At 40.7% G+C, this 24,384-nt stretch carries 21 protein-coding genes and 1 tRNA gene; 13 read left to right on the forward strand and 9 right to left on the reverse strand.

What is annotated here, in order from left to right; all coding sequences use genetic code 11:
- The first annotated feature begins 8 nt into the window (after positions 1 to 8).
- From KZC02_RS06895 to KZC02_RS06910, 5 genes are all read left to right on the forward strand, one after another.
- The gene (locus tag KZC02_RS06895) at positions 9 to 779 is read left to right on the forward strand and encodes a T9SS type A sorting domain-containing protein (protein WP_221393423.1); all 771 of its coding nucleotides are present in this window, start codon (positions 9 to 11) and stop codon (positions 777 to 779) included.
- 273 nt (positions 780 to 1,052) lie between these two features.
- Positions 1,053 to 1,634 carry a Crp/Fnr family transcriptional regulator gene (locus KZC02_RS06900; protein ID WP_221393424.1) on the forward strand — a complete coding sequence of 194 codons (582 nt, stop codon included), beginning with the start codon at positions 1,053 to 1,055 and terminating at the stop codon, positions 1,632 to 1,634.
- A 262-nt stretch (positions 1,635 to 1,896) separates the two neighbouring features.
- Entirely contained in the window at positions 1,897 to 2,325 is a 429-nt protein-coding gene (locus KZC02_RS06905) for an ester cyclase (protein ID WP_221393425.1), read from the forward strand.
- 721 nt (positions 2,326 to 3,046) lie between these two features.
- Entirely contained in the window at positions 3,047 to 4,150 is a 1,104-nt protein-coding gene (locus tag KZC02_RS31580; RefSeq protein WP_229254047.1) for an FG-GAP repeat protein, read from the forward strand.
- Positions 4,120 to 6,813: a malectin domain-containing carbohydrate-binding protein gene (locus KZC02_RS06910; RefSeq protein WP_229254456.1), complete on the forward strand. Its 2,694-nt coding sequence runs from the start codon at positions 4,120 to 4,122 to the stop codon at positions 6,811 to 6,813. The genes KZC02_RS31580 and KZC02_RS06910 overlap by 31 nt, the downstream gene beginning before the upstream one ends.
- A gap of 507 nt (positions 6,814 to 7,320) precedes the next feature.
- Here KZC02_RS06910 and KZC02_RS06915 read toward each other — a convergent pair.
- Positions 7,321 to 7,941 carry a helix-turn-helix domain-containing protein gene (locus tag KZC02_RS06915; protein WP_221393427.1) on the reverse strand — a complete coding sequence of 207 codons (621 nt, stop codon included), beginning with the start codon at positions 7,939 to 7,941 and terminating at the stop codon, positions 7,321 to 7,323.
- A gap of 271 nt (positions 7,942 to 8,212) precedes the next feature.
- Here KZC02_RS06915 and KZC02_RS06920 point away from each other — a divergent pair, with 271 nt between their 5' ends.
- A complete protein-coding gene (locus KZC02_RS06920; protein ID WP_221393428.1) occupies positions 8,213 to 9,064 on the forward strand; it encodes a hypothetical protein in 852 nt (283 codons plus the stop codon).
- Positions 9,065 to 9,301: 237 nt separating this feature from the next.
- Here KZC02_RS06920 and KZC02_RS06925 read toward each other — a convergent pair whose 3' ends face one another.
- Positions 9,302 to 10,849: an IS1182 family transposase gene (locus tag KZC02_RS06925; RefSeq protein ID WP_221393429.1), complete on the reverse strand. Its 1,548-nt coding sequence runs from the start codon at positions 10,847 to 10,849 to the stop codon at positions 9,302 to 9,304.
- Positions 10,850 to 10,995: 146 nt separating this feature from the next.
- Between KZC02_RS06925 and KZC02_RS06930 the strand changes: the two genes are divergently transcribed.
- From KZC02_RS06930 to KZC02_RS06940, 3 genes are all read left to right on the forward strand, one after another.
- Positions 10,996 to 11,661, forward strand: a complete 666-nt coding sequence (locus KZC02_RS06930) for a TIR domain-containing protein (protein ID WP_221393430.1) — start codon at positions 10,996 to 10,998, stop codon at positions 11,659 to 11,661.
- Between the two features lie 898 nt (positions 11,662 to 12,559).
- Positions 12,560 to 14,158: a PQQ-binding-like beta-propeller repeat protein gene (locus KZC02_RS06935; RefSeq protein ID WP_221393431.1), complete on the forward strand. Its 1,599-nt coding sequence runs from the start codon at positions 12,560 to 12,562 to the stop codon at positions 14,156 to 14,158.
- Between the two features lie 237 nt (positions 14,159 to 14,395).
- Positions 14,396 to 15,007, forward strand: coding sequence for a hypothetical protein (locus tag KZC02_RS06940; RefSeq protein WP_221393432.1), 612 nt, complete (start codon positions 14,396 to 14,398; stop codon positions 15,005 to 15,007).
- A gap of 186 nt (positions 15,008 to 15,193) precedes the next feature.
- On the opposite strand, the gene KZC02_RS06945 is transcribed toward KZC02_RS06940, so the two are convergent.
- The 6 genes from KZC02_RS06945 to KZC02_RS06970 form a co-directional block, all read right to left on the reverse strand.
- Positions 15,194 to 15,267, reverse strand: a tRNA-Ala gene (locus KZC02_RS06945).
- Between the two features lie 209 nt (positions 15,268 to 15,476).
- Entirely contained in the window at positions 15,477 to 15,656 is a 180-nt protein-coding gene (locus tag KZC02_RS06950) for a hypothetical protein (protein WP_221393433.1), read from the reverse strand.
- A gap of 76 nt (positions 15,657 to 15,732) precedes the next feature.
- Positions 15,733 to 16,263 carry a PolC-type DNA polymerase III gene (locus tag KZC02_RS06955; RefSeq protein ID WP_221393434.1) on the reverse strand — a complete coding sequence of 177 codons (531 nt, stop codon included), beginning with the start codon at positions 16,261 to 16,263 and terminating at the stop codon, positions 15,733 to 15,735.
- A 141-nt stretch (positions 16,264 to 16,404) separates the two neighbouring features.
- A complete protein-coding gene (locus KZC02_RS06960) occupies positions 16,405 to 17,430 on the reverse strand; it encodes an energy transducer TonB (protein ID WP_221393435.1) in 1,026 nt (341 codons plus the stop codon).
- 37 nt (positions 17,431 to 17,467) lie between these two features.
- Positions 17,468 to 17,821 carry a PadR family transcriptional regulator gene (locus tag KZC02_RS06965; RefSeq protein WP_221394970.1) on the reverse strand — a complete coding sequence of 118 codons (354 nt, stop codon included), beginning with the start codon at positions 17,819 to 17,821 and terminating at the stop codon, positions 17,468 to 17,470.
- A 92-nt stretch (positions 17,822 to 17,913) separates the two neighbouring features.
- A complete protein-coding gene (locus KZC02_RS06970; protein ID WP_221393436.1) occupies positions 17,914 to 18,384 on the reverse strand; it encodes an Lrp/AsnC ligand binding domain-containing protein in 471 nt (156 codons plus the stop codon).
- A 719-nt stretch (positions 18,385 to 19,103) separates the two neighbouring features.
- Here KZC02_RS06970 and lepA point away from each other — a divergent pair.
- From lepA to hslV, 4 genes are all read left to right on the forward strand, one after another.
- Positions 19,104 to 20,891 carry a translation elongation factor 4 gene (lepA, locus tag KZC02_RS06975; RefSeq protein WP_221393437.1) on the forward strand — a complete coding sequence of 596 codons (1,788 nt, stop codon included), beginning with the start codon at positions 19,104 to 19,106 and terminating at the stop codon, positions 20,889 to 20,891.
- 215 nt (positions 20,892 to 21,106) lie between these two features.
- Positions 21,107 to 22,816, forward strand: coding sequence for a pyruvate dehydrogenase complex dihydrolipoamide acetyltransferase (locus tag KZC02_RS06980; RefSeq protein ID WP_221393438.1), 1,710 nt, complete (start codon positions 21,107 to 21,109; stop codon positions 22,814 to 22,816).
- 26 nt (positions 22,817 to 22,842) lie between these two features.
- Positions 22,843 to 23,256 carry a hypothetical protein gene (locus KZC02_RS06985; protein WP_221393439.1) on the forward strand — a complete coding sequence of 138 codons (414 nt, stop codon included), beginning with the start codon at positions 22,843 to 22,845 and terminating at the stop codon, positions 23,254 to 23,256.
- Positions 23,257 to 23,365: 109 nt separating this feature from the next.
- Positions 23,366 to 23,908, forward strand: a complete 543-nt coding sequence (gene hslV / locus KZC02_RS06990) for an ATP-dependent protease subunit HslV (protein WP_221393440.1) — start codon at positions 23,366 to 23,368, stop codon at positions 23,906 to 23,908.
- Positions 23,909 to 23,968: 60 nt separating this feature from the next.
- Here the strand turns inward: hslV and KZC02_RS06995 are convergent, their stop codons facing one another.
- Positions 23,969 to 24,382, reverse strand: coding sequence for a GNAT family N-acetyltransferase (locus tag KZC02_RS06995; protein WP_221393441.1), 414 nt, complete (start codon positions 24,380 to 24,382; stop codon positions 23,969 to 23,971).
- Positions 24,383 to 24,384: the final 2 nt, after the last annotated feature.

Below are 24,384 nucleotides of genomic sequence, written 5' to 3' on the forward strand. Positions count from 1 at the left end.
AATCAAATATGAAACTCGTTTTTTACTCTATAGTTTGTATACTGTTTGTCAACACGCTTAAGGCGCAATCTTTTGTACTCAAGACGAAGACGCAGTTGGCTGCTGAAATTATTGTAGCTAAAACTAAGGCAGACTTTTTCAAGGCACGGTCGTTAAAACTGACCCCACGGAGCATTGAACGTCGTTCATTCTTGCCATGTGCTCAGACTGCATCCCCAGTTAAATCATTAACTTTCTCAGGTGAACGTATAGACGATGCCCATGTGGCGCTTTTCTGGGAAACCAGTCAGCTGGTCAATAACGATTATTTTCAGGTCGAGCGCACACTTAATCTTAATTCGGGATTTGATCCGGTAGCAACAGGAAAACTTTCTGAAAACTTAACATCGACAGGAAAATACGGCCTATCTGACCCAAACCGCAATACAGGTTATACTTATTACCGTTTCAAACAGGTCGATACCGATGGCGGCTTCCGGTACAGCTCTGTCATTGCAATAAAAGGAATATCGGTACCCTTGGGTATAATCCCGTATCCAAATCCCGGTCAGGGCAAAAACATTGCTTTCATTATCAATGGTTTGTTCGCAGCTCAGGCAATTAATATAGCCATTTATGATAATCGCGGTAAAATTGTCTATCAGGATAAAAGTTTTCCGGTCTCGCCAGAGATGCAGAAGATAAAAATAGATCTGCCAAATTTGGCTCTCGGGAAATATAGCATTAAAATCAAATCCGGGGATGATGATGCTTCAAATTCATTTATTATTATCCCATGATGACGCCCCGGAAATATTCATATTGGAAGGTTAATTAATATTCGGTATAGGTAAAAAGGTCTGTTTGATTTAAAATATCATTCAGACCTTTAAATGGTCACCCGGCATTATCTACTTTCCCCAAAGTCGTGTTATAAGGATTTTATTTCTAATATAGATTGTAAAAAGTAATATGTAAAAAGATATTTTGATTCTGTTTTGTAATTTTTGAATCGCTGCATCGGGCATTAACGGAGCATTTTTTTGGCACTGAAATTACCATTACATTTACTAATGGATACTTCACTGCTGATCAGCAAATTTCTCGAAATACAAAATTTTTCTCCACCTGACCTACAAAAACTGATCCCCTATTTTGAAGAAAAAATCGTTAAAAAAAATGAGTTTGTATTTCAGGCAGGAGATGTAGTCCAAAACACTTTCTTCGTTCATAAAGGCATTCTTCGTCAGTATTATGTTACACCCGAAAACAAGGAGCGGACTGTCTACTTCGCCCAGGAAGGGAAGTTTGCCGGAGAAATCATGAGTTTTTTGTATCAAATCCCATCGGAATTTCACTTTCAGGCTCTGGAAGATTCGGTGATACTGTGTTTGAACCGTCAAAAATGGGAAGCTGCCTTTACATCCATTCCTGCACTGGCCTTACATCAATTGAAATTACATGCCCGGTTCATTTACGATTTAAAACAGGAAATATCAAGCACCGGCAAAGAAACGCCAGATGTGAAGTATACAAGGTTGCTACGGGAAAATCCTGCTTTGTTTCAAAGGATCCCGCTCTTTCATATTGCAGCGTATCTGGGAGTAACGCCGGAAACTGTCAGCCGGATCAGAAAAAGAAATATGCATCTTTAAGTATTTATTGATCTGAATCAAGTAATTTCTCAAGCACTGTTGGTTTCTTTACTCCTATAACGTGTATAGTAGTTTTCGCTGGCTTAATGGCAGATTAATATTTTGTTGTTTGACGATGAGTACACCTTTAAGCAAGTTAACTAAGGAGTATAATTAATTATAATAAACCAGTAAAATCCATTAAGGATCCGTCGATTTAAATTACTCTTTTATTGTCTGTTACCAGATATTAATGATTTTACCTAAACCCAAATAACCTGCAATGACCCTGGAAGAAAACAAAAAATTCATGGATGACTTTATCGAGGAAGTAATCAATAAGAAAAATTTAAATGCGGCCAATAATCTTGTATGGGAAGATTTTATTGAACATCTCCCATTTCCCGGACAGGGACCTGGTAGAGAAGGACTGAAATTTGCACTGAATTCAATGTTTACCGGATTTCCTGATATGCATTGGACAGTGAATGAACAAATAGCAGAAGGCGAAAAGGTTGTAACCAGATTTACCTGGACAGGAACGCAAAAAGGTGAATTTATGGGCATACCTCCAACAAACAGGCAAGTTGAAGTCTGGGGCGTAGTCATTGATGTTGTCAGAGGTAAGTTATTTTCCGAAAGCAGGATCATTATGGATACCGTCGGATTATTACAGCAGCTAGGAGTGATGCCCGGACCAAAAGGGGATTAACTGCGAAGGTCTTCAAATATGTGTCGTGGTATTATCTGAAGATAAGCTCTCTGAATTGCATCATCCGGTTCAAGCAACCTATCTTGCTTAAAAAAAGCACTGCACACCTTTCTAGTTGTCAGCCTAAATAATTGTGTATTAGAAATGCATATTTTTAGGTTTCTTCCTGGCCTCTGCCCTGCCGGTATCCATGCAACATAACAAATTGAAAAAGATTATAATCCCGGCTTACGTAGCAAACCAGGATTAACATGCAAACCTGGTACCATACTATTGTCTGAGCAGATGTGTCCAGATTTAAGCAGGTATCTCAACCAGGTAAATTCAGTCATTGTATGAGATTTATTATCCCTTTTATGTTATCTATAGCCGAAACGTTCGTGATGGCTTATGGTTATGAAGATGCAGATGCTGAAAAAACCTGCTTTCCCTCATTCTGAAAACAACTTAAACACGGATCGAATAAAAATTACTGCTGCTCTTCATAAAAGATGGGCTTAAACCCGGTTTGGAGCAAATCTGGTCCTTATTAAAGTCCATGACTCTGCCTTGGACAGGCATCCGGTGAACCCGTTGGACATAGCTGTAAAACAAAAATTCAACTCTAAAAATAAAAATCAAATTTACAATTTACTTATTAGTAACATTTGGATACATAATGTAACTTAGCAAGTAAATTACTCATAACTAAGATCTACAAGTTAACCACTTAACCCAACGTATGAAGACAAATTTATTTTTACTGAGAACAGCCTTTCTGGTTGTTTTTGGCCTCTTTCATGTACCCATCACTTTTGCCCAGGACTGGCAGCAAACTGCTAAGGGTGTTGCCGGTGACAGGCTAAAAGTCACTTCGGGTACAACTGGTAAAATGTTTGGCCGGCATGTTGTCATAGAGGGGAATTATGCCTATGTGGCCTCTTCGGGTAGCAAAGATATCCTGCAGGTTTTTACAAGGAAAGATGGAATTTGGCAGCCTTATTCACAGGTAACCGCTATCGGGGCAGGAGAACCAGGCTCATTAATGGCGGCAGGTGGAGGAGCCGTTATTGTTGCCAATGGTAATACCGTGTGGGCATCCGGTGGGTCAAACCCCATATTTAGGTTTGACCCATCAGTACAAATTACCTCCGTTGCAATCGACAGTACATATGCTGTTATTGGTGTAAAAGATGATAATCTGGATGGATCGGGGCAAAATCCTGTGGCAAATGCCGGAGCTGCTTATCTCTTGCGCCGAAATGCAAGTGGCTGGCTGATACACAAAAAACTGACGGCACCGGTTCGTACAGCTATCAATTTTGGGACTACGGTAGCCATATCGGACTTTCAGTTAATTGTCGGTACCAATGAATCTGCCATGATTTTCAGAAGGGACAGAGGAGGGGCCGGAAATTTTGGGTTTGTACAAAGCCTTCCTGTGGTAAGTTCTGCAGTTGTTAAGGAACACCCGGTAGCCATGTTCGGTGATTATGCGGTGATCGGTGCGCCTTATGATAATCTGGGAGATGTTAACAAGCCCAATGCAGGCTCGGCATCAGTTTATAAAAAGACCCAGGACGGAACGGACAAATGGAATTTTGTTCAGAAAATCCAGCAGCCAAATCCGGTGGCTGGTGCTTTTTTTCGGATCAGCTTACCATGTACGGCGATTTCATTGTTGGTGTTTCGCCTTTTGATGGCAACGATGCCCGGGTTCATATCTTTAAAAAATCAGCACCCGCGGCTGATCAATGGAGTTCAGTTGCCGAGCTGCGTTCCCGGTCTGGAAGTAATAACGGTTTTGCCTCTTCCGTGGATATTACCGGTGATGCGATCATTGTAGGTGCAAAAGATGAGGCTTTTGCTGGTTACGCAGCAGATGGTTCAGGGGCAGCACTCATATATAGAAAAAATTTGGGTGGAACAGATGTATGGGGCAAAGAGCAAACCTTATATTCCATTCAGACAAACATGGACGATGAGTTTGGCAAAGCAGTTGCCATCAGCGGCAACTATGCAATTGTCGGTGCTATAAAAAATGATTATGATGCCAATGGCCAGGATTATGATACAGACGCCGGGGCTGCCTATATTCTTCATAACGACGGAAGCGGCTGGAAGACCATCAAAAAACTGGTAGCATCAGCCAGGGAAAACCGGCAGGCCATTGAAGATAAATTCGGTACTACTGTTGCCATTTTTGATACGCTGGCGGTGGTGGGTGTTCCGTTCGAGGGAAGAACTGTAAATTTTGGCGCAGTATATATTTACTCGAAAAATCAGGGTGGAACTAACAATTGGGGCCTGCTGACCAGACTTGTCCTGCCAGGTGTTTCTGACAATACGAAAGTAGAAGCACAGTTTGGTTACTCGGTATTTATCAACGGCCAGTATCTTGCAATAGGAGCGTTAAGCGATAAAGCTGAAGTAGGGCAGCCGGATCAATATCCCATGTCAGGTTCTGTTTATCTTTATGAAAGGAATACGGCTAACACTGCCAGCTGGAACCTTGTTAAAAAAATTATTCCTCCTACTCCTGCCATCGCTGATCACTTTGGTGCCAGTGTAACCATGAGCGGTGATTACCTGCTGATCGGATCACCGGATGATGATTATGATATTTCGGAGAAAAATTATCTGGCTAACTCAGGCAGTACTTTTTTATACAGTAAAAATACAGGCGGGCTAAATAACTGGGGGAAAATTAAAAAGATCACCAGCGATATCCGGGCTGCCAACGCACGTTTTGGATTGATTGTATCCATGAGCGAGGATTATGCACTTATTACCTCCCTCGAATACAATAATATTACCCGGACAGGAAATGGTTCGGCTACCATCTATAAGAAGGATATAGGCGGAACCGGTAACTGGGGTTTGGTGAAAAAACTCCTTACACCATCATCCAATACGCAGGATTCGTTCGGACTTTCAGGATCTATCAACGGTGACTATGCCGTGGTAGGTACATTGTCTCCTGCTGGAGCCGCCTATGTTTATGGCAAAAATGAAGGTGGTTCTGATATCTGGGGCCAGCAGCAGCTTCTTGCCCCGGCCGTAGCTGGATATGACGAACAGTTCGGATCTGTTGTTGCGATCGATGGCCGCAACATTATTGTTGGCGCCCCGTTTGATGATGAAGATGAAAATGAGGCAAACAGTGTGGTAGACGCTGGTTCAGTATTCATATTTCACAATGACACAGTAGAACCGGCAGCATCTATGCGTATCAATTCCGGTGGAAGTGCTTTTGCTGCTTCCGGTAACCGTCCGTTTAGCGCTGACCAGTATTTCAGCGGCACTTCTAAAATATCTTCTATTACATCAGGCGACATCCTGAACACCACGGATGACGAGCTCTATCGCAACGGCCGTGTCGGTGCTTCTTTTAGTTACGGCATTCCTGTAACAAACGGAACTGTAAGCGTGGTCCTGCATTTTGCTGAGCTTTTCTGGGGTGTACCCGGTAAGGGCGGCTCTACAGGAACCAGCAAACGCCGCTTCAACGTCAATATCGAAGGCAGCAGAAAGCTGACCAACTATGATATTTTTGCAGCAGCGGGCGGTGCCATGCGTGCCACACAGCAGGCATTTACGGTGACGGTAACAGACGGAGTTCTGAACATTGATTTTCTGGCTGGTGCGGCAGACAATCCCCTTATTTCCGCCATTGAGATCTTGCCTGTACAACAGGCAAGATTAAGTCCGGTTGCGGATGCAACTGTCCGTAATATACCTTATAACGCCACCAATTTTGGTTCAACTGCCACGTTGGAAATCAAATCAGGAAGCCTGCCAAGTTATCAGCGCAATGTATATCTTAAATTTCCCCTGGACAATGCAGGTCAGATCAGTTCAGCCAGACTGCGTTTTTATGGTTCAAATTCCCAGGATAATACAAGTATCAATGTATCAGCTTTTGGTATTGCCAATAACAGCTGGACCGAGAGCGGCATTACCTGGGACAATGCTCCGGCTGTTTCCGGCAGTGTATTAGGTTCGGTCCTGGTGGGTAATACTGCACAATATTATGAGATTGATGTAACAACATTTATCAATGCACAGGCCGCTGGGGATAAAACAGCCAGTATTTTCCTGACAAATCCGGCAAACCAGAACACCCAGCTGACTTTCAACGGCAGGGAAAATGCAGCCAGCCAGCCGCAGCTGGTTATTGAATATGGACCGGTTCCTGCACCTGTTTCCAGGATCAGCCAGGAGAATTTGGCAGTAGCAAAAGAAAACATCGTAGTTTCCAAAATCTATCCCAACCCTGCCAGCAAACTGTTTACGGTAGAAGTATCGGATCGTCATTCAGGAAAAGTCAGTCTGCAGTTAACCAGTTTGTCAGGCACGGCATATCCGATCAGACAGCGTGAAGCGCCGGAATTAGGTATGAAAGCGGAGATCGATATTTCTTCCCTGCGTTTGGCCGAAGGGATTTATGTACTAAAAATCCAGTCAGACGTTTTTACAGAAACGGTGAAGCTGCTGGTAACCAGGTAAGCTGCCGAAAAATGAAGATCTGATAAAATGGAGCATACTAAAAGGGTGTCTGCAACGGCACCCTTTTTACATACCCTCACCTTCCTTTCGGTAAGAACAAACATCTTAAAAAAGTAAGTAAAGCTAAACCGGGAACAATCAACAGACCTGTACTACGAAAAAATGTGCAGCAACTGAAAGTAATTTTTTTGTGCTGCAGTGGTATTCCGGTAGATCTGAATCATCTACCAAGCCCAGAATTATTGATTTGATCTCCTAAACAATTCCTATTTCGATATTATCCCTGAAAGTTTTTTGAAACAATTTTACATGTCGTATTTCGGACAACCAATCATAGTTTTTTTACTTGTTGCAAATATCCGCCATTAAAATCCGAGATTTTGTGAGATTTTTTTGATAAGTAATAATAAACGTGAGATACCTGAAGTCTTTTTTGGTATCGACGATATATATTACGAATTAAAAGTCATCTTTACCTTATCAACTGCCTTAGTTTTATTAAATCAGTTATTTATAACCCAATACTCTAACTGACAATGGATAATGGTATGATTTACCTCTTATGACCCTAACAGTATTTATCAAGATAACTGTTACTGTGAATAAAGCAATCAATTGGGGAAGTCCTGCGAAAAACAGGCAGGGAAGTAAAATGGCGAGCATACTTAACTGAAAATTAATAACATCTGCGCCATGGCGCTTAATATCTAAATCATGCTCTTTTTCGAAAAACCAGATAAGAAAAGCCGGCAGAAATAATATTGCGCTTAAATGTAGCCATACTAAAATGGATTTGTTCCTTTTGGGATCTTCCTGCTTATTTTCCGGAAGGTTCAGATCAAACAACTCTGATTCTTCTGTATTCATAGCTTTTGCAATGGTTTTAAGTGTATAACTTCGGGGTATTACTTCACCATTTTCAATTCGTTGAATTGTTCTCAGATCGACCCTTGCTTTCGAAGCTAATTCTTGTTGGGTCATACCAAGGCTGGTTCTGATTTCTTTAATTTTCTGTCCTGTTTGCATAGCTGTTGTTCTTTCCTGCAAGTTAAACCAAATCAAGTTTTTATGGTTTGAACATGATGCGGCATTTATACGGCATTTAGATGACATTGCTACAGAACGCACTGAATAAAGTGCAAAATTAGGTTATTCCATGATTCACAACAATCATACAAAACCCTGATTTATTGATATCGTAACACCGCATAGAAAGTCTCTCACATAAACCACCGTTTAGATTGACGTTTTATGGGACGGCAAAATAGGTGTCATAAGTATATTTCTCCATATGCTTCCTCTAAAACAATACAATCAATGCAATTTGTATGTTGTATTGAAAGTGCGTCAATCGAGAAGTTGATGGCAAGTTTAAAAAGACAGACGCCAAACAGAAAATATGGGAGCTTGGGGAGCAGCAATATCATCTAACGACACTTACGCAGACATTTACGGTGAGTTTTTCGACCTGTATAATGACGGACTTGACGTAGACGAAATTTCAAAGAAATTAGTTTTAGACAATAAAGAAATAATTGACGATACAGACGACAGCAACAACTTTTGGTTTGCGTTGGCAAAAGCACAGTGGGAATGCAAACAACTAGACAAAAGTGTTTTCGACAGAATAAAAAAAATTGTTGAAACAGGTGCCGACCTCGAAGTATGCCGACAACTTGAGGCAGACGAAAAAGACATTAAAAAGCGTAAAGTAGTTCTTGACAAGTTTCTTGCGGAGTTACAAACAGAAAGACTAAAAGGAAAGTCAAGAAAAAAGAAAATAATTCGCCAACCAGTTTTTGAAAAAGGAGATTGCCTAACTTTTAAACTTGAAAATGGAAATTATGGCGGAGCGGTTATTTTGGAAGCAATTAAGGATAATGAATATGGACATAATCTAATTGCAACAACACGAATAAACCAATCGAACAAACCGACAAAAAAAGACTTTGAAGATGCCGAAGTTCTTGTGATGAATTTTGCAAGTTGGGACAATAAACCAAATGTAAAATGGTATCTTCCAATTCGACACAAACATATACCTCATTTAATTGAAACAATTGATAGTTTAGAAGTTCAGAAAAATTATGACATAAATAGCTCAATGTTTGGTTTCGTAGCAGATTTTGACATCAACATAATTGAGGCGACTGACAAACAAATTAAATCAGAAGAAACAAAACCTCGTTCAAAAACTAAACAAACTATCAAGGAATTGATAAAGAACAAAAGTAGGTGGAAACTATGGTAACGTTGATTGACAGAAGTGCTACCTATAACAAGGTATTGCCAAAAACGGGGCAGAACAGCTTCGATTGGACATTTTTGCAAGGTTCAACTTCCGTTCTTCGATTGAACTTTTGTGCTAAAATCCCCGCCTTCGGCAATACCCAAAACGTCAGGCTGTGAAAAAACTAGCTTCGCTTAAAAAAATCACCCGAAGAACCGTTATTCCTGCTCATTTCCTGGCCTGTGCACGGTGCGGTTTTTAAGCAGCAAATGCCAGGCTATAAAATTTGAAGTGCTCTAAAAGGTTTATTATGTGGCGATTTTGATAAAACATGGCCCCCTTGGGATAGACCGGTTTCCAATGATTGAGCTTTTGCATGATTTCTTCAAATTTCAGGATATTCAATAACCTTTTCAGGTTGTAAACCGTCATCACCAGGGCCATTTCTCCATTGACTTTCTCTAAACCCCGAAGGTTGGTATGGTTATAGCCCCATTGTCGTTTAATGGTCCCGAATATATGCTCGTTTATCTCTTGCCGTTTTCGGTAAAGTGCTTTTCCTGCCCGGTAATTCTGGGCGTTGGCTTCTACCGCTTCGGCATATTCGGAGCGTTCGATCTCGCGACTGCCATCCTGACGACCCGTGCACTGGTCGCGCACCGGGCAACTTCGGCACGCCGGGCTCCGGTATTTCTTGAATTGATAGCCCACATTCAACTCCCGTTTCTTTTGATGCCAGGTGCCCTTGGTCTTCAATAACTCACCCTGTGGGCAGGTGTAGGTGTCCTGTACCGGATCGTAATGGAACTTGTCTACCAGGTAGTCCGGCTGGGTACCCGTACGATTGGTATTCACTAGTTCTGGTACGGAAACGATGGTCTCTATGCCCACTTTCTGGCAATTTTGCAGCTGCTTGCCGTTGTGATAACCCTTGTCGACCAGGATCGTCATAGCATCCGAACCGGTGGCATCCAGGGCCTGCTGCGCTATGTCGGTCAATGCGTTGCGGTCGTTGCGGTTGATCGTGTGCGTAGCCACTACCAGTTTGTGCTTAGCGTCAACTGCCGCTTGTTGGTTATAGCTTACTTCTACTACCTGCCCATGGATCAGAAGCGCCCGCGCATCTGCGTCGGTGGTACTGATCTGAGGCTCGATCGTTTCAGTAAGCTGCTTCTCCAAGGTCTCATACTTAATTCTGGCTGTCTTTAAACGCTCCATCTTTTCCCCGATATCGCTAACCTTTTCCGGTGATTGTTCTGCTGCATCATTCTGATCCAGCTCTTTCAAATATTGTCTGGTTTTCTCTTCGATATAGGCCAGGTGGCGTTCTATTTTCTTTTGATTGTAGGTATGCTTTTTGCTGTTACTGGCTCTGAACTTCGTCCCATCAATGGCTACAACACTCCCTCCTATCAAATCCAGGTCTTTCAAAAAAGCCACAAACAGCCGAAAGGTGTTCTTCAAAGCAACAGGATTATCTTTCCGAAAGTCCGCTATGGTATGGTAGTTGGGTTGCAGCCTGCCAAGCAGCCAGTGCAGCTCTACGTTACGGATAGCTTCTTTTTCAAGCCTGCGGCTACTACGGATACCATTCAGATAACCGTAAAAGTATAACTTCAACAATATCTTTGGATTGAATGAAGGCCGTCCTTCGGCTTTGCTTTCAGCAATTTGGAATTTGAGCTCAACCAGTTCCAGCTTGTCTACGAAGGCGTCTATAAAACGCACCGGATTGTCTTTTTCAATAAGCTCCTCCATACAGCCCAATACTAGCTGGTGCCGGTTAGCGGAAATTAATTCTGGCATATATCATTGATTATCAACAATCTAAAATACTCAAAATCAGCCTTCTTTCAAAGAAAGTTTATGTATATATTTGGTATTAATCAAACCGAAGTTTTTTCACAGACTGACGTTAGCAGCAATTGGAACATAGACCAAAATAATTCGTAATGGACAAACCTTCCGTATTTATCGGTTCTTCGACCGAAGGACTAAAAATTGCAAAAACTATACAGCTTCTTTTGGACAGAGTCTGTGAAGTGACTATATGGAGTCAAGGAGTTTTTGGGCTTAGCAAAGGTTATTTAGAAGAGTTAGTATCCTCATTAGAGAAATTTGATTTTGCAATTTTAGTTTTGACACCCGACGATATGACCATTTCTAGAGAAACAGAGTCAGATTCACCGAGAGACAATGTGATATTCGAATTAGGTTTGTTTGTTGGCGGTATTGGACGCAATAGAACTTACGTTGTGTATGACAGAACAAAAAAAATAAAAATTCCCTCAGACTTAGCAGGAATCTCAATGGCGACTTTTGAGTTACACTCTAATGGGAATTTAGAATCATCGCTGGGTGCATGTTGTACCCGGATTGAAAATGAAATAGAAAAAAATGGTCTTCGGGAAAATAAGAGATTTAATCAACTAGCTGACGCTACAAAAAATGTTGACAAAACTAACCAAAAATTTCAGACACTAATTAATCTTATGGCTCGTTCCAGAAAAGTTGAATTGGATGTTATTGCCAGTCAATTTGGAGCATTTATTAATACAGACCGTCTTAAGGAAATAAAAAAAGACTTAGACGATTTGAGTAAAGCTGTAAATGAATAACTGCTGCTAACAGTGCATTGGCAATATGGCGGGGCGACGAATATATTCTCAGCATTTCGTTACCTAATCAACTTCAGTTTTAGCGGACGAATAACCCCGAGCTATAGAATAAACTATGAGCTTTTGTATCTTTAATCATCATTGGTTTCGGGCTGGACGTTCAATGAATGCCGACACATCGCCAGTGCTTCAATGTTGATGGCAAGTTTAACAGACCGAAATAAAAACGGCAATAAAAAAAATACTTCTGAATTTTCAATATCAATATAGTAAACTATTTAATCTTGGACTTAATCGGAAAAAATTTGAAATAGTGAAAATTAATGAAAAGCTTTTGCAATGAATACTTCAAAAAAATACATTTATTGCTTTGTTATTTACATTATTTGCAAGCGTACACCTTTTTTCTGACTTAATCATTGCGACTACTTCGACTGACCAACTTGGCGTAGACTTTTAACATGGGGTTTGTGCAAGTCCGCCTTAGCAAACAAACATAGCCAGTTACAAATCCAGGCCAGGCTGGGCTGCCGGGGTCTTGTTCTGTGTTTAATCTGTTAACATAATAACGGTTATTATACATAGATGATTTCACAAAAATCTCTTGTGTGAGACATTCATATTATACTCAAATTCTATTGCGATTCTCAAAAAAAACCACCTTTTTACAGAAATTTCTTAAGTGCCAAATTAGAGTCGCTGGTAAAACTGATATCTGTCTCGAAAATTTCCAACTCAATAGCATCGTCTGATTTTTTTGTTCCCAAATTTATTTGGGCTGTTATCTGAATGTCTGCCGGATCCTTAAACTTTCGGTTGCCTGGAAGGATGATATTCTATAATTAATATTGATATTTGGCAAATTAAGACACTCTTTCTCATCAGTTTATCATTTCTTATGAAAAAAGGTTTAATACTTCTTTTGTGGCTTCACCCTTTAGTCAGCACGTTTTCACAATCCAAAATCCAGCCCACATTCAGCAATATTGAAATAGGTACCGATTTCAGAACAAATACGCGGCTAACCGGCCGGGAAATAAGTTTCGGAATGCCCGTATACCGCATTCACCGGCTGCCGGACGAATCGTTTGCAGTCATGCTCCGCAAGAAAAACCCGAATAAAGAAATGTGGACCTTTAAAGGTGAAGTGATGGCTTTCGATCCTGCCAGCGGACAGACTAAATGGCAAAAGAAATTTAAATATGCGCAAAGCCAGTTATTACTCGACGGCAACATAATGCTCCAGCAACGAGGCAACAAGATGGAAAGGCTTAATCCCCAGACTGGTATGCCGCTCTGGATATCAAAGGGTACTGCTTTCAAAATTTTCCCCGAACTTAACCGGGCTCTGTGCTATAATTTGCAGGGAGGCGGTTACAAAGTCATGCAGGGTATGGATCTTGAAAGCGGCAAACCGGTCTGGAGCCGGAATGTACCGGGTATTTATGGTTGGGAGAACCTGCAGATGCTGAATGATGAAACGGCGCTGATCAAGTCATCGGGCTTACATCTGGTAAATATCACTGATGGTGATGGCTGGGATATCGACCGGGTATCGCATGCTGAAAAAGTAGACATGAAGCAGGTCGGCTTGGCATTGTTGACTGGGGTTGCCATGGGTGCTGCCGGCGGCGGCGCATATTATGGTTATGGCGCAAATGGATATACAAATATGTTCCTTGAAATTTCCTCTAATCCGGTCTTTGATAAAGATTCGGTGTTCTTTGCTGCCAAAAACAAGATCAGCTGCCATTCGGTTGATGGAAAAACGCTTTGGTCCACCGAATTAAACGACAAGCTAACCAGCAAATCACATTTATTTAAGGAAGGCAACGTACTTTATATAGTCAATCACGGTTATGCGATGAAGTTTGGCCTTCCGGCCCGGTTCGGAACGCCATTTATTGCGGCATTCGATGCGGCTACTGGTCAGCAACTTTTTATGAAGGTTTGGGGTGAACGCAAAAATTATTTTACTGATTACATGGTTCAGGGCAACGAACTGTACCTGTTGTTTCGCGACAAACTTGAAATTCATGAATTTTCACCAGTGGGGCTTACAAAAATAAATACGGTTGATATGCAGGACGGCGACCGGATGCATTCATTTATTTCCGACGACCTGTTTTCTAAAAAAGATTCGGTCTGTTCCCAATTAAGCCTTGACCGTACGCATTACTATATACTTTCGGAAGCCGGTGACATTTTACAGTTCAACAATGATTTCACACACCAGGAGAAGTTGGAAAAAAATTCGATTTACAGGAAATACCTTGAAAATATCGGTTTCCTTTTTCTTGGCAATGGTAAGGAAACATTTATTGTAAGTAAAGCCGACAATCTGCCGGTAGCCCATTGTAAAATTCCAGCTACGGCTATACGTTTCGGGACGAAATTTTATTTTCGAAAGCCCAACCTGAATATGGTAGAGTTTGATTTACGCCCGTTCATGACTACAGCAGGCGATTCCGTTGGTAATATTCCCCAGAATCATTGATTTTACTAAATGTCTGGAAGATGTTTGTTGGGACTTAAGGCAGATATTGTCTAATATTTATCTTAATCCGACTTTTCGTAAGAGGTCTAAATAGGACTCATAAGTATATGCCCCAAGAGGATTCTTCTTCAATACAAAATGCGCTACGCATATTTTGTATTGAACATCCCTTAATCGCTGATTTATTAGTCATTCTTTCATACCATTTTGCGGGCATAAACCATATATAGACAACTAATGAAAGTGACTTATATAGTTATCAGAATTTTATTGGTTGGCGCATTTGTTTTCTACCTGACAAGTTGCAAAAACAAATCATCGTCTGACACAAAACAATCTTTAGAACCACAAACCCAGGATACAACTCGGTCTAACGTTAACCAAAAAAATAATTCATACACAGACTTACGTAATTTGGCTTTGAGTGCAACACCAGAACAAATCGGAATACAAATTCCTGCTGATCAAACAATAATTTATGGTGTAATTATGGATTGGGACGTTGGTGAAGGAACCGCTACACTTGTCTCCTTCATATCGGGTGATGCAAGTTTATATTTAAGTTCGGGCGGAGGTGTAATTGGCGGCAGTGGACACGATAATGTAAAACAAGCAGCAGCAGCATTTATTAACAAAGCAGAAAAATATCTAAGCAAGACAGTCAAAACATACAGCACACCACTTCCAGAAAAGAAAGGAGTGAAATTTTATTTCCTGACAAATAAAGGCAAGTTTGTTGGACAAGAACAAATTAAGAATTTTGACAACAACTCTTCCCTATGGTTGGACTTGTTTACAGAAGGGAATAAATTAATAACGGAAATTAGAATGACAACAGACAAAAAATAACGGCTTGCATGACGAAAGGCCTAATTTTCAGTATTATATACCTGTAAATATTAAGATATTTTTTGAGCCTGATCAGCTCACCAGAATTTTATGGTTTTTTGAATAATCTGATCATTCGAAAGGCAAAAAAATCCCGTAAATCAATAATTTACAGGATTTTAATGCTTTTTGTCACTGTTATCAGGGTGGAGAATATGGGATTCGAACCCATGACCTCTTGCATGCCATGCAAGCACTCTAGCCAACTGAGCTAATCCCCCGATCTAATGATCTGATATAAATCTATATTTAAACCAAATCTTCCCGATCGTTCAGGAATGAATGCAAAGATGAAACGGAGAATCCTGATAAACAAGTTTAACTGGTAAATTTTGCAAAACTATTGAAACTGGTCTCTCCCTGATTAAGTGGCATAAAAAAGGAGCTATCCGCCTGGATGCTCCATATTTCCATAAACAATTGTTCTATGTTAACTCTTACTGCCTCCGCCAAACATGCGCGATAGTGCCCAAATTACAAGAGCGATTACACCGATAACCAAAATAACTCCCGTCCAAACGCCTCCCTTAAAAATTCCGCCAGCTAATTCGCAACTTGAAAGACTGATAGTAACTAAAAAAACAAACAGGTAATTGAGAAACGCTTTCATAATAAGGACGATTTTTAGTTTAAAAAAGAATATCTCATTTTATTAAAAAATCATTCCAATGGGAAAACAACCACTATTATACTGAAAGGACAGTATCAACGGGTATTAATTTCTGCATATCATTTTGAAGAAGAAGTTCAAACAACTTAACCGTAGCAGCTGCATCGCCATGTGCACGGTGTCTGTTTTCAACCGAAATCTGCAAATTATCACATAAATTTCCGAGGCTATATGATTTAAATCCGGGAAATATTTTCCGGCTAAGCTGCACGGTGCAAAGTGTATCACGCTGAAAATGTTCTTCCATCTCGCCAAATGCCCTCTTGATAAAGCCGTAATCGAACTTCGCATTATGTGCAACAAACCACGCATCTTTGGTCAGCGCACGCACTGAATCCTGAATATCATAAAATGTAGGCGAATCCTGAACCATTGCATTGTCAATACCTGTCAGACGGGTAATAAATGAAGGAATATACATTTCTGGATTTACAAGTGAGTGAAAGAAATCCACAACCTGGCGGCCATCGTGCCGAAAAACCGCTATTTCTGTAATACGCGCATCCTTTCCTCCTCCGGTCGTTTCAATGTCAACTATGGCGTACATGAATGAACAAAATAGGTGTAAATAAATATCATTCTTATTGGTTTCTAAGTCTCATTTTTGTTAACACAAAAAAACAAAAAAATCCCCGCGTAAACGAGGATTTCTATAAATAATCAGTGCGGTTTTAAAAAATCAATTACACTAATTCATTTGAAACACGATAGGCATTGTAAACCGAACCCTAACCGGTATACCGCCTTGCTTCCCCGGTTTCCAGTCTTTCATAAGACCGATAACGCGTACTGCCTCTTCATCACAACCAAAACCTATTCCTTTTATGGCCTGTACATTTTCAACTTTACCATCAGAACCAACAGTAAACTGAACAAATACCCTACCCTGAATACCCGCTTGTGATGCAGCAGCGGGATATTTTAAATTTTTCCGTAAAAATTCTGCCATTGCTGCATTACCGCCAGCAAATTCCGGGTTCTGCTCAACATGAATGAATTCCTTAGCTTTTTCAGGAGCCAGCTCAATTGGGTCTGCTTTTCCTGATCCATTTTCTGCCGCAGGAGGTACAATGATATCCAACCCATCAACACCATCCACTGTTTGCTGGCCAGGTTTGGCATTTTCCAATTCATCTGTAGTGGGTGGTGTATATTCAACATCGACCTTTTCATCGGGCAAAACCTGAAATGCTGTACTCTTCACCATTTTTTCCAAAGGTTTTGGTATTTCCTTTACAGGTGGCGGCAATGGCTTTTCGTCGGCTACAATATTAACATCCTTAAATTCAAGCACATAGGCTATGTCCTCTTTCTTCGGTTCTGGCACCAGCTTGGCGTAGAGTTCCGGTAACATGACCATTAATAAAAATAAAGTTACTCCAAGCAAAACTGACCTTTGCATAGTTTGCCCATAACTTTTCCTTAACTGGTAAGCGCCGTAAAGCTTGTTTCTCCCTTCGAAAACAATGTCATTCAGTGATTTTTCCATGGCTAACAGATTTTGGTGATCAATACTTAAATTAAGGAGAGTTTGCGAATCAGCGGTTTCAATGATCCCATTGAAAGCCTGCTCAAACGAATTCCCATCCCAAAGCCGCTCTTCTGCTTCACAAGCGAGATGATCCAGGATTTCCGGTAATAATTCGGAATCGAGTTTTGTTGCTTGCAAATACTTACTTAATTCTTCTAATCTATTTTTTTGAAGGCGTTTCATCTGATTATCTGTTTAGCCAGTAGCCATGGAATAACTCTTATTCTGTGGTTAAAATTTTAGGTGCCAGCAATATTTTTATAGCATCTATAAATCGTTCCAAATCGTTTGTTTTATCACGTGCAGCTTCATTACCGGGTGTAGTCAGCGAATAATATTTCCTCAGCCTGCCATCCACTTCAACCGATTCCGTGATCAGCAAACCTTCCTGTTCCAGCTTATGAAGTACCGGATAAAGCGCTCCGAAAGTCAGTGCAATCGCTCCACCCGTCCGGTCTTTCACTTCCTGGGTTATTTCATAGCCATACATGCGGTCATGTTCTGCCAATAAATTTAATACGATGGTCTTCAAAGTTCCACGTACATATTCGTTACTTGTTGCGTTGTTCTCCATAATTCCGATTTGACTCATCAAATATATATAAGTTTTTTATATATACAATATGAATTTAAAATATTTATTTCAGTTTCTTTTTCCAGCTCCTTTTATTCATCCGTCAACGGAATAGATCTGTTTATTCTTTCTTCTAAAGAGATAAATGTTTCAGTCCTTTGTATTCCGCTAACTTTCTGAATTTTATCATGTAGTATCTCCCTGAGATGGCCGGTATCCCTGCAAACGATTTTTATAAAAATGCTGTATATACCGGTAGTATAATGGATATTGACCACCTCCGGGATACCTTCCAGCTCTGTGGCAACCTGTTCGTAAAGAGAACTTTTTTCCAGATAAATACCTAAGAAAGCGCTGATATCCCAGCCAAGTTTTGTAGGATCAATAACAAGCTGGGACCCTTTTACGATCCCCAGCTGTTCCAGTTTTTTCATCCGCACGTGTACTGTCCCTCCCGATACAAAAACGCGCTTGCCTATCTCTGTATATGGAAGTGCCGCGTTTTCTATCAATAAAGCCAGGATACGAAGATCAGTACCGTCAATGTCTGAATATTTTTGCATTTATATATTTTCCATTAGATATTTCGCAACAATTAACCACAATTTATGCCAAAATGATAAATTTTACGAATTTATTATGTAAAAATTTTATTATTAAAATCTTTACTACTAGTTTTGCAAAGTCAATTTAAGAAGCATTTATTGTTAAAGTGCCTGAATTGATAAAAATATCACATTGTAGGGTGATGAAACTGGCAGCCATGCCCTCCTGTCTCGGGGGTGGTGAATAAGGGATAAACGCAGCATAATGCCGACGCAAGTCGACTGGGGTGGACCACCAAATCAGTATTGTACCGTAGCTAACCGCACCGTGGGTGGTTCGAATCCCCCTCCTACAACAAAAAAACTTGACAAGCGATTATTTTCGTAGTAGTTTTATTTGGTTTTTAGTTTGTTGATGAAGTGTAATTTGACACGCGGGTTCATTTTGAAACCTGCGTGTTTTTCTTTTTATGCATAATCAACTGATTTAGTGAAGGTTATTTAAAATATTTCTGACATCCTGAACTGTTGTCTCAAATAAACTGCTAAACGTTACTTTTAACATATTGGAAAGTATCCGGGTGATTTGAAGTAACAGCCATATTTTATTGTAAGATTTCTTATCAGATATCAGAAAATTTAATAAATAAATCTTCCATTCTGTTAAAATCCCCAACAGCCTCGTAATTTTGTGCATCAATGACAAACCGTAAGTGGTTGTCGGCTTAATTTACTACATGAAGAAAATTCGTAATTTTTGTATTATCGCCCATATTGACCATGGGAAAAGCACACTGGCTGATCGTTTATTAGAATTCACTAAAACGGTAACGCAGCGTGAAATGCAGGCCCAGCTTTTGGACAATATGGATTTGGAACGCGAGCGCGGGATAACCATTAAGAGTCACGCCATCCAAATGACTTACCTCTACAAAGGAGAAGAATATACACTAAATCTTATTGATACTCCGGGACACGTCGATTTTTCATACGAAGTATCCCGTTCTATTGCAGCCTGTGAAGGTGCATTGCTATTAGTGGACGCGTCACAAGGAACAGAAGCGCAGACAATTTCCAATTTATACCTGGCGATCAATCATGACCTGATGATTATTCCGGTACTTAATAAAATAGATCTTCCAGGGGCAAGGCCTGAGGAAATAAAGGATGAAATGGTTGATCTTCTGGGTTGCACACGGTCGGATATTATCCCTGCAAGTGGCAAAGAAGGAATTGGAATTGAAGAAATCCTGAATGCCATTATAGAGCGCATTCCTGCACCGGTCGGTGACCCCGAAGCTCCTTTGCAGGCACTTATTTTTGATTCTGTTTTTAACTCTTACCGCGGTATTGAAGTTATTTTCCGTGTAAAGAACGGTAGTATAAAAAAAGGTGACCGTGTAAAATTCATGGCGACCGGTAAAGAATACAACGCAGACGAAATCGGAACATTAGGCTTGGTTCAAATTCCGAAGCAAGTCGTAGAATGCGGAGATGTAGGGTACCTGATCTCTGGTATCAAAGTAGCAAAGGAAGTGAAAGTAGGTGATACTTTCACGCATACTAACCGGCCTGCAAGTGAAGGAATTATTGGATTTTCGGAAGTAAAACCAATGGTTTTTGCGGGTATTTATCCTGTGGATACCACTGAATTTGAAGAGCTGCGCGAAGCTATGGAAAAACTTCAGCTGAACGACGCGGCCCTGGTTTGGGAACCGGAAACATCTGCTGCACTTGGCTTTGGATTCCGCTGCGGTTTCCTTGGCATGCTTCATATGGAAATTGTTCAGGAAAGGCTGGAACGGGAATTTGACATGACTGTGATCACAACGGTCCCGTCGGTTCAGTTCAGAATTCTGAACACAAAAAACCAGATGCTGAATATCAGTGCTCCGTCTGAAATGCCGGATTCTACGCATATCAAATCAATTGAAGAACCGTTTATCAATGCTCAGATCATTACCAAATCTGATTACATCGGCCCGATCCTCAACTTATGTATGGACAAGCGCGGAATCCTGAAAAACCAGGTTTATCTGACAGCAGACCGGGTAGAATTACAATTTAAAATGCCTTTGGCAGAAGTTGTATTTGACTTTTTTGATAAACTCAAAACCATTTCGCGGGGTTACGCTTCACTCGATTATGAGTTGGCAGGCTATCAGGAATCTGACATGGTGAAACTGGATGTGATGCTTAACGGCGAACCGGTAGATGCACTTTCTGCGATCGTTCACCGTTCCAAGTCATACGAATGGGGTAAAAAATTATGTGAGAAATTACGGGAATTAATTCCCCGCCAAATGTTTGAAATTGCAATTCAGGCAGCTATCGGACAAAAAATCATCGCACGTGAAACAGTTAAGGCCATGCGAAAGGATGTATTGGCAAAATGTTATGGCGGTGATATTTCCCGTAAACGTAAATTGCTCGAAAAGCAGAAAAAAGGAAAGAAACGCATGCGTCAGGTTGGGAACGTAGAGATTCCACAAGAGGCATTTATGGCTGTCTTGAAGATCAGTTAAGTTCCGGATATTACTGGCTCTGTTTCAGTCAACATCATTTGTCTTTTTGAAAATTACCCAAACACGCATGAGCGTTGCCTGATTACATTACGGATTTCCATAATGTTGTCATTATAGAATTTATACCAAAAGGAAGTGCTAAATTAGCCTTTTGTTGTAATTTTGACTGAAATCTTATTTTTAGACCGAGAAACTAAAATACCTTAACAAGCGATATGGCAGAAGTAATCCGTATGCCCAAGATGAGCGACACCATGGAAGAAGGTGTTATCGCAGAATGGCACAAAAAAGTTGGTGATAAAATCAAATCCGGTGAAATTATAGCTGAAGTCGAAACAGACAAAGCGACAATGGATCTTGAGTCATATTATGACGGTACGCTTCTATATATAGGCGTACAAAAAGGAGATGCAGTACCTATTGATGGTATTATGGCTGTTGTTGGCAACGAAGGAGAAGATTATAAGTCTTTACTGGAAGGTAGCAGCGAAAATGGTAAATCCAACGGCGCTCCGGAAGTAAAAGCAGAATCAGCTCCACCTGTTTCCACTGCCGCAGTGGAAACTGCCGCAGTGGAAACTGTAACGCCTGATAAAGAAGAGAAAAAACCTGCTCCGGCAGCACCTGCCAAATCAACCGAAAAGATAAATGCAACTGTCGTTCGTATGCCTAAAATGAGCGATACGATGGAAGAAGGAACTTTGGTGTCCTGGCAGAAAAAAGTTGGTGATAAGGTAAAATCAGGAGACATTCTGGCGGAAGTTGAAACCGACAAAGCCACAATGGAACTGGAAGCATATGAGGACGGAACGCTTCTGTATGTGGGTATAAAAGAAGGAGAAGCGGTACCGGTTGATGGTATCATAGCAGTAATAGGTGAAGAAGGAGCTAATGTAGAAGCATTGCTTGCACGTGAAAACGGAGAAGCAGAGCCAGAAGCAGCTGCGGCTACTGGCAGCAGTAATGGTGCTCCTGCACCGGATGCTTCAGCAGAAAAAGCGGTTTCTGTTGCAGATTCTGGTGACCGTATTAAAGCATCGCCTCTTGCCAAGAAACTTGCTGACGAAAAAGGAATTAATTTAAGCCAGGTAGAAGGAAGTGGTGACAACGGTCGTATCGTTAAACGCGATGTGGACGAGTTCAAACCTGCCGCAAAAGCAGAGGCTCCGGCAGCAGCTCCTGCAGCAGAGCAAAAACAAGCAGCTCCAGCAAGTGCACCTGCAGCCACTACACCGGCTACCGGCGACTTTACCGATACGCCGATTTCGCAAATGCGTAAAACCATAGCACGACGTTTGAGCGACAGTATATTTACTGCACCGCATTTCTATGTAACAATGGAAATTGTGATGGATAAAGCGATGGCTCTTCGTCCTCAGTTAAATGAAGTGAGCCCTGCTAAAATCTCTTTCAACGACTTTGTTATTAAAGCTTGTGCTGTTGCACTGAAACAACATCCTGCTGTAAACTCTGCATGGCTGGGCGATAAAATCAGAAGATACAATTACGTTAATATTGGTGTAGCCGTTGCCGTTGACGAAGGCTTGCTCGTTCCGGTAATCCGTGATGCCGACAAAAAAACGCTATCGACTATTTCAGCAGAAGTAAAAGATCTGGCTGGCAAAGCAAAAGATAAAAAATTACAGCCGAAGGACTGGGAAGGAAATACATTCTCCATCTCGAACCTGGGTATGTTTGGTGTGGACGAATTTACAGCCATCATCAATCCACCGGATTCTTGTATCCTTGCGATTGGAGGTATCAAAAAAGTAGCTGCTTTCAAAGAAGACGGAACAGTTTACCCAACAAATATCATGAAAGTAACGATTTCAGCTGATCATCGTGTTGTGGATGGAGCATTGGCTGCTGCTTTCCTGAATACGGTGAAGAAATTACTGGAAGAACCGATGAGTATGCTCGTTTAAAATTAAATTAAGAAGCAACACACACTATGAAATCAGGAGACCGCTTAGACCAGATTGAGCCATTAATAGTTGAAATGTTAATTAAGATCGATGCAACTTCTACGAAGGTTGATTCCCTTACAAGTGAAATATCACATCTTTCCGGGGAATTGTCACAACTTAAAGTAGTAACACATCGGACTATTGAGATGATCGACAAACAGAATGATAGTATATCATTTCTGCTTAAAAATCAATTAGAATTAAACGGCAAAATTGACAAGATTGATGGGAAGCTGGAATCTATGGATCATAAATTTGATTTAATTGATCATAAATTTGATTCAATCGATCATAAGTTTGATTCAATCGATCGCAAGTTTGATTCAATGGATTCCAGATTAGATAAAATGGAGATTACCCAGCAATCTATTCTGGCCATTTTGAGAAATAAAAACTAATATTTAATATTATCTTATCTCAAAATTCAAGAAATGTACAAAGTGTCAGGTTTTACGACCTGGCACTTTTGTTTTAAAGCTAGTTTCAGATTTAATTAAGAACCAATTCATGGAAAAAATACATGCAACTACCGTCCTTGGCGTACTTCATAACGGTACAGTATCACTAGGCGCGGACGGTCAGGCAACGATGGGAACTACTGTTGCAAAAGGAAATGTCAAAAAAATAAGGGTTTTAATGGGTGGTAAAATACTGGCAGGTTTTGCCGGATCTACAGCTGATGCATTTACGCTGATTGAACGCTTTGAAGAAAAACTGAATGCGTATGGTGGTAATATGAAAAGAGCGGCAATTGAGCTGGCAAAAGACTGGCGTACCGATCGTTACCTGCGAAAACTGGAAGCAATGATGATTACGGCTTCTAAAGACGAAATTTTGGTAATTTCAGGAACAGGTGATGTTCTGGAACCCGAAAACGGAATTGCGGCAATAGGATCCGGTGGGAATTTTGCTTTATCCGCAGCTCAGGCATTGAAAAAACATGCCCCGCATTTGTCAGCTGAAGATATGGTAAGGGAAAGTTTAACCGTTGCCGCAGACCTTTGTATTTATACCAATCACAATTTTGTTATTGAAAAAGTACAGCAGTAAAATCCTGACAGAAAAATGGCTGGAAGTTGTGTTTCCAGCCGTTTTTCTGTTTTCAGGGATTTATAAATTCTTTGCAATTTTGTAGTATTCGATTTCTTCCTTCATAAAAGAATCTGAGAACTTACTGAATCCAAATCTTTCATAAAATCCCAGGGCATTGGTCCGGGCGTCGCACCAGATTCTATTGTGCTGATGATCCCTGGAATAACTGATTACAAATTCCAGTAGTTTGGATCCTAATCCCTTATTCTGAAAAGCTGCCATTGTAGCAAATTTCCGGAAACGGACTCCTTCGTCAGTATCAGGAAACAAAGAAATAACAGAGACTAGCTCTTGATTGTAAAACATGCCAAAATGTAATCCGCTTTCATCCTCCGGTACTTTTACAAAATCCGGCGACTTCTGCGCCCAAAGCACCTGATGCCTTATCCCTAATATTTCACCGATTGTTACGCTCCGAATTTCTGTTGTCATAT

This window comes from Dyadobacter sp. NIV53 (assembly GCF_019711195.1).
In the GTDB taxonomy this organism is placed as follows: Bacteria; Bacteroidota; Bacteroidia; order Cytophagales; family Spirosomataceae; genus Dyadobacter.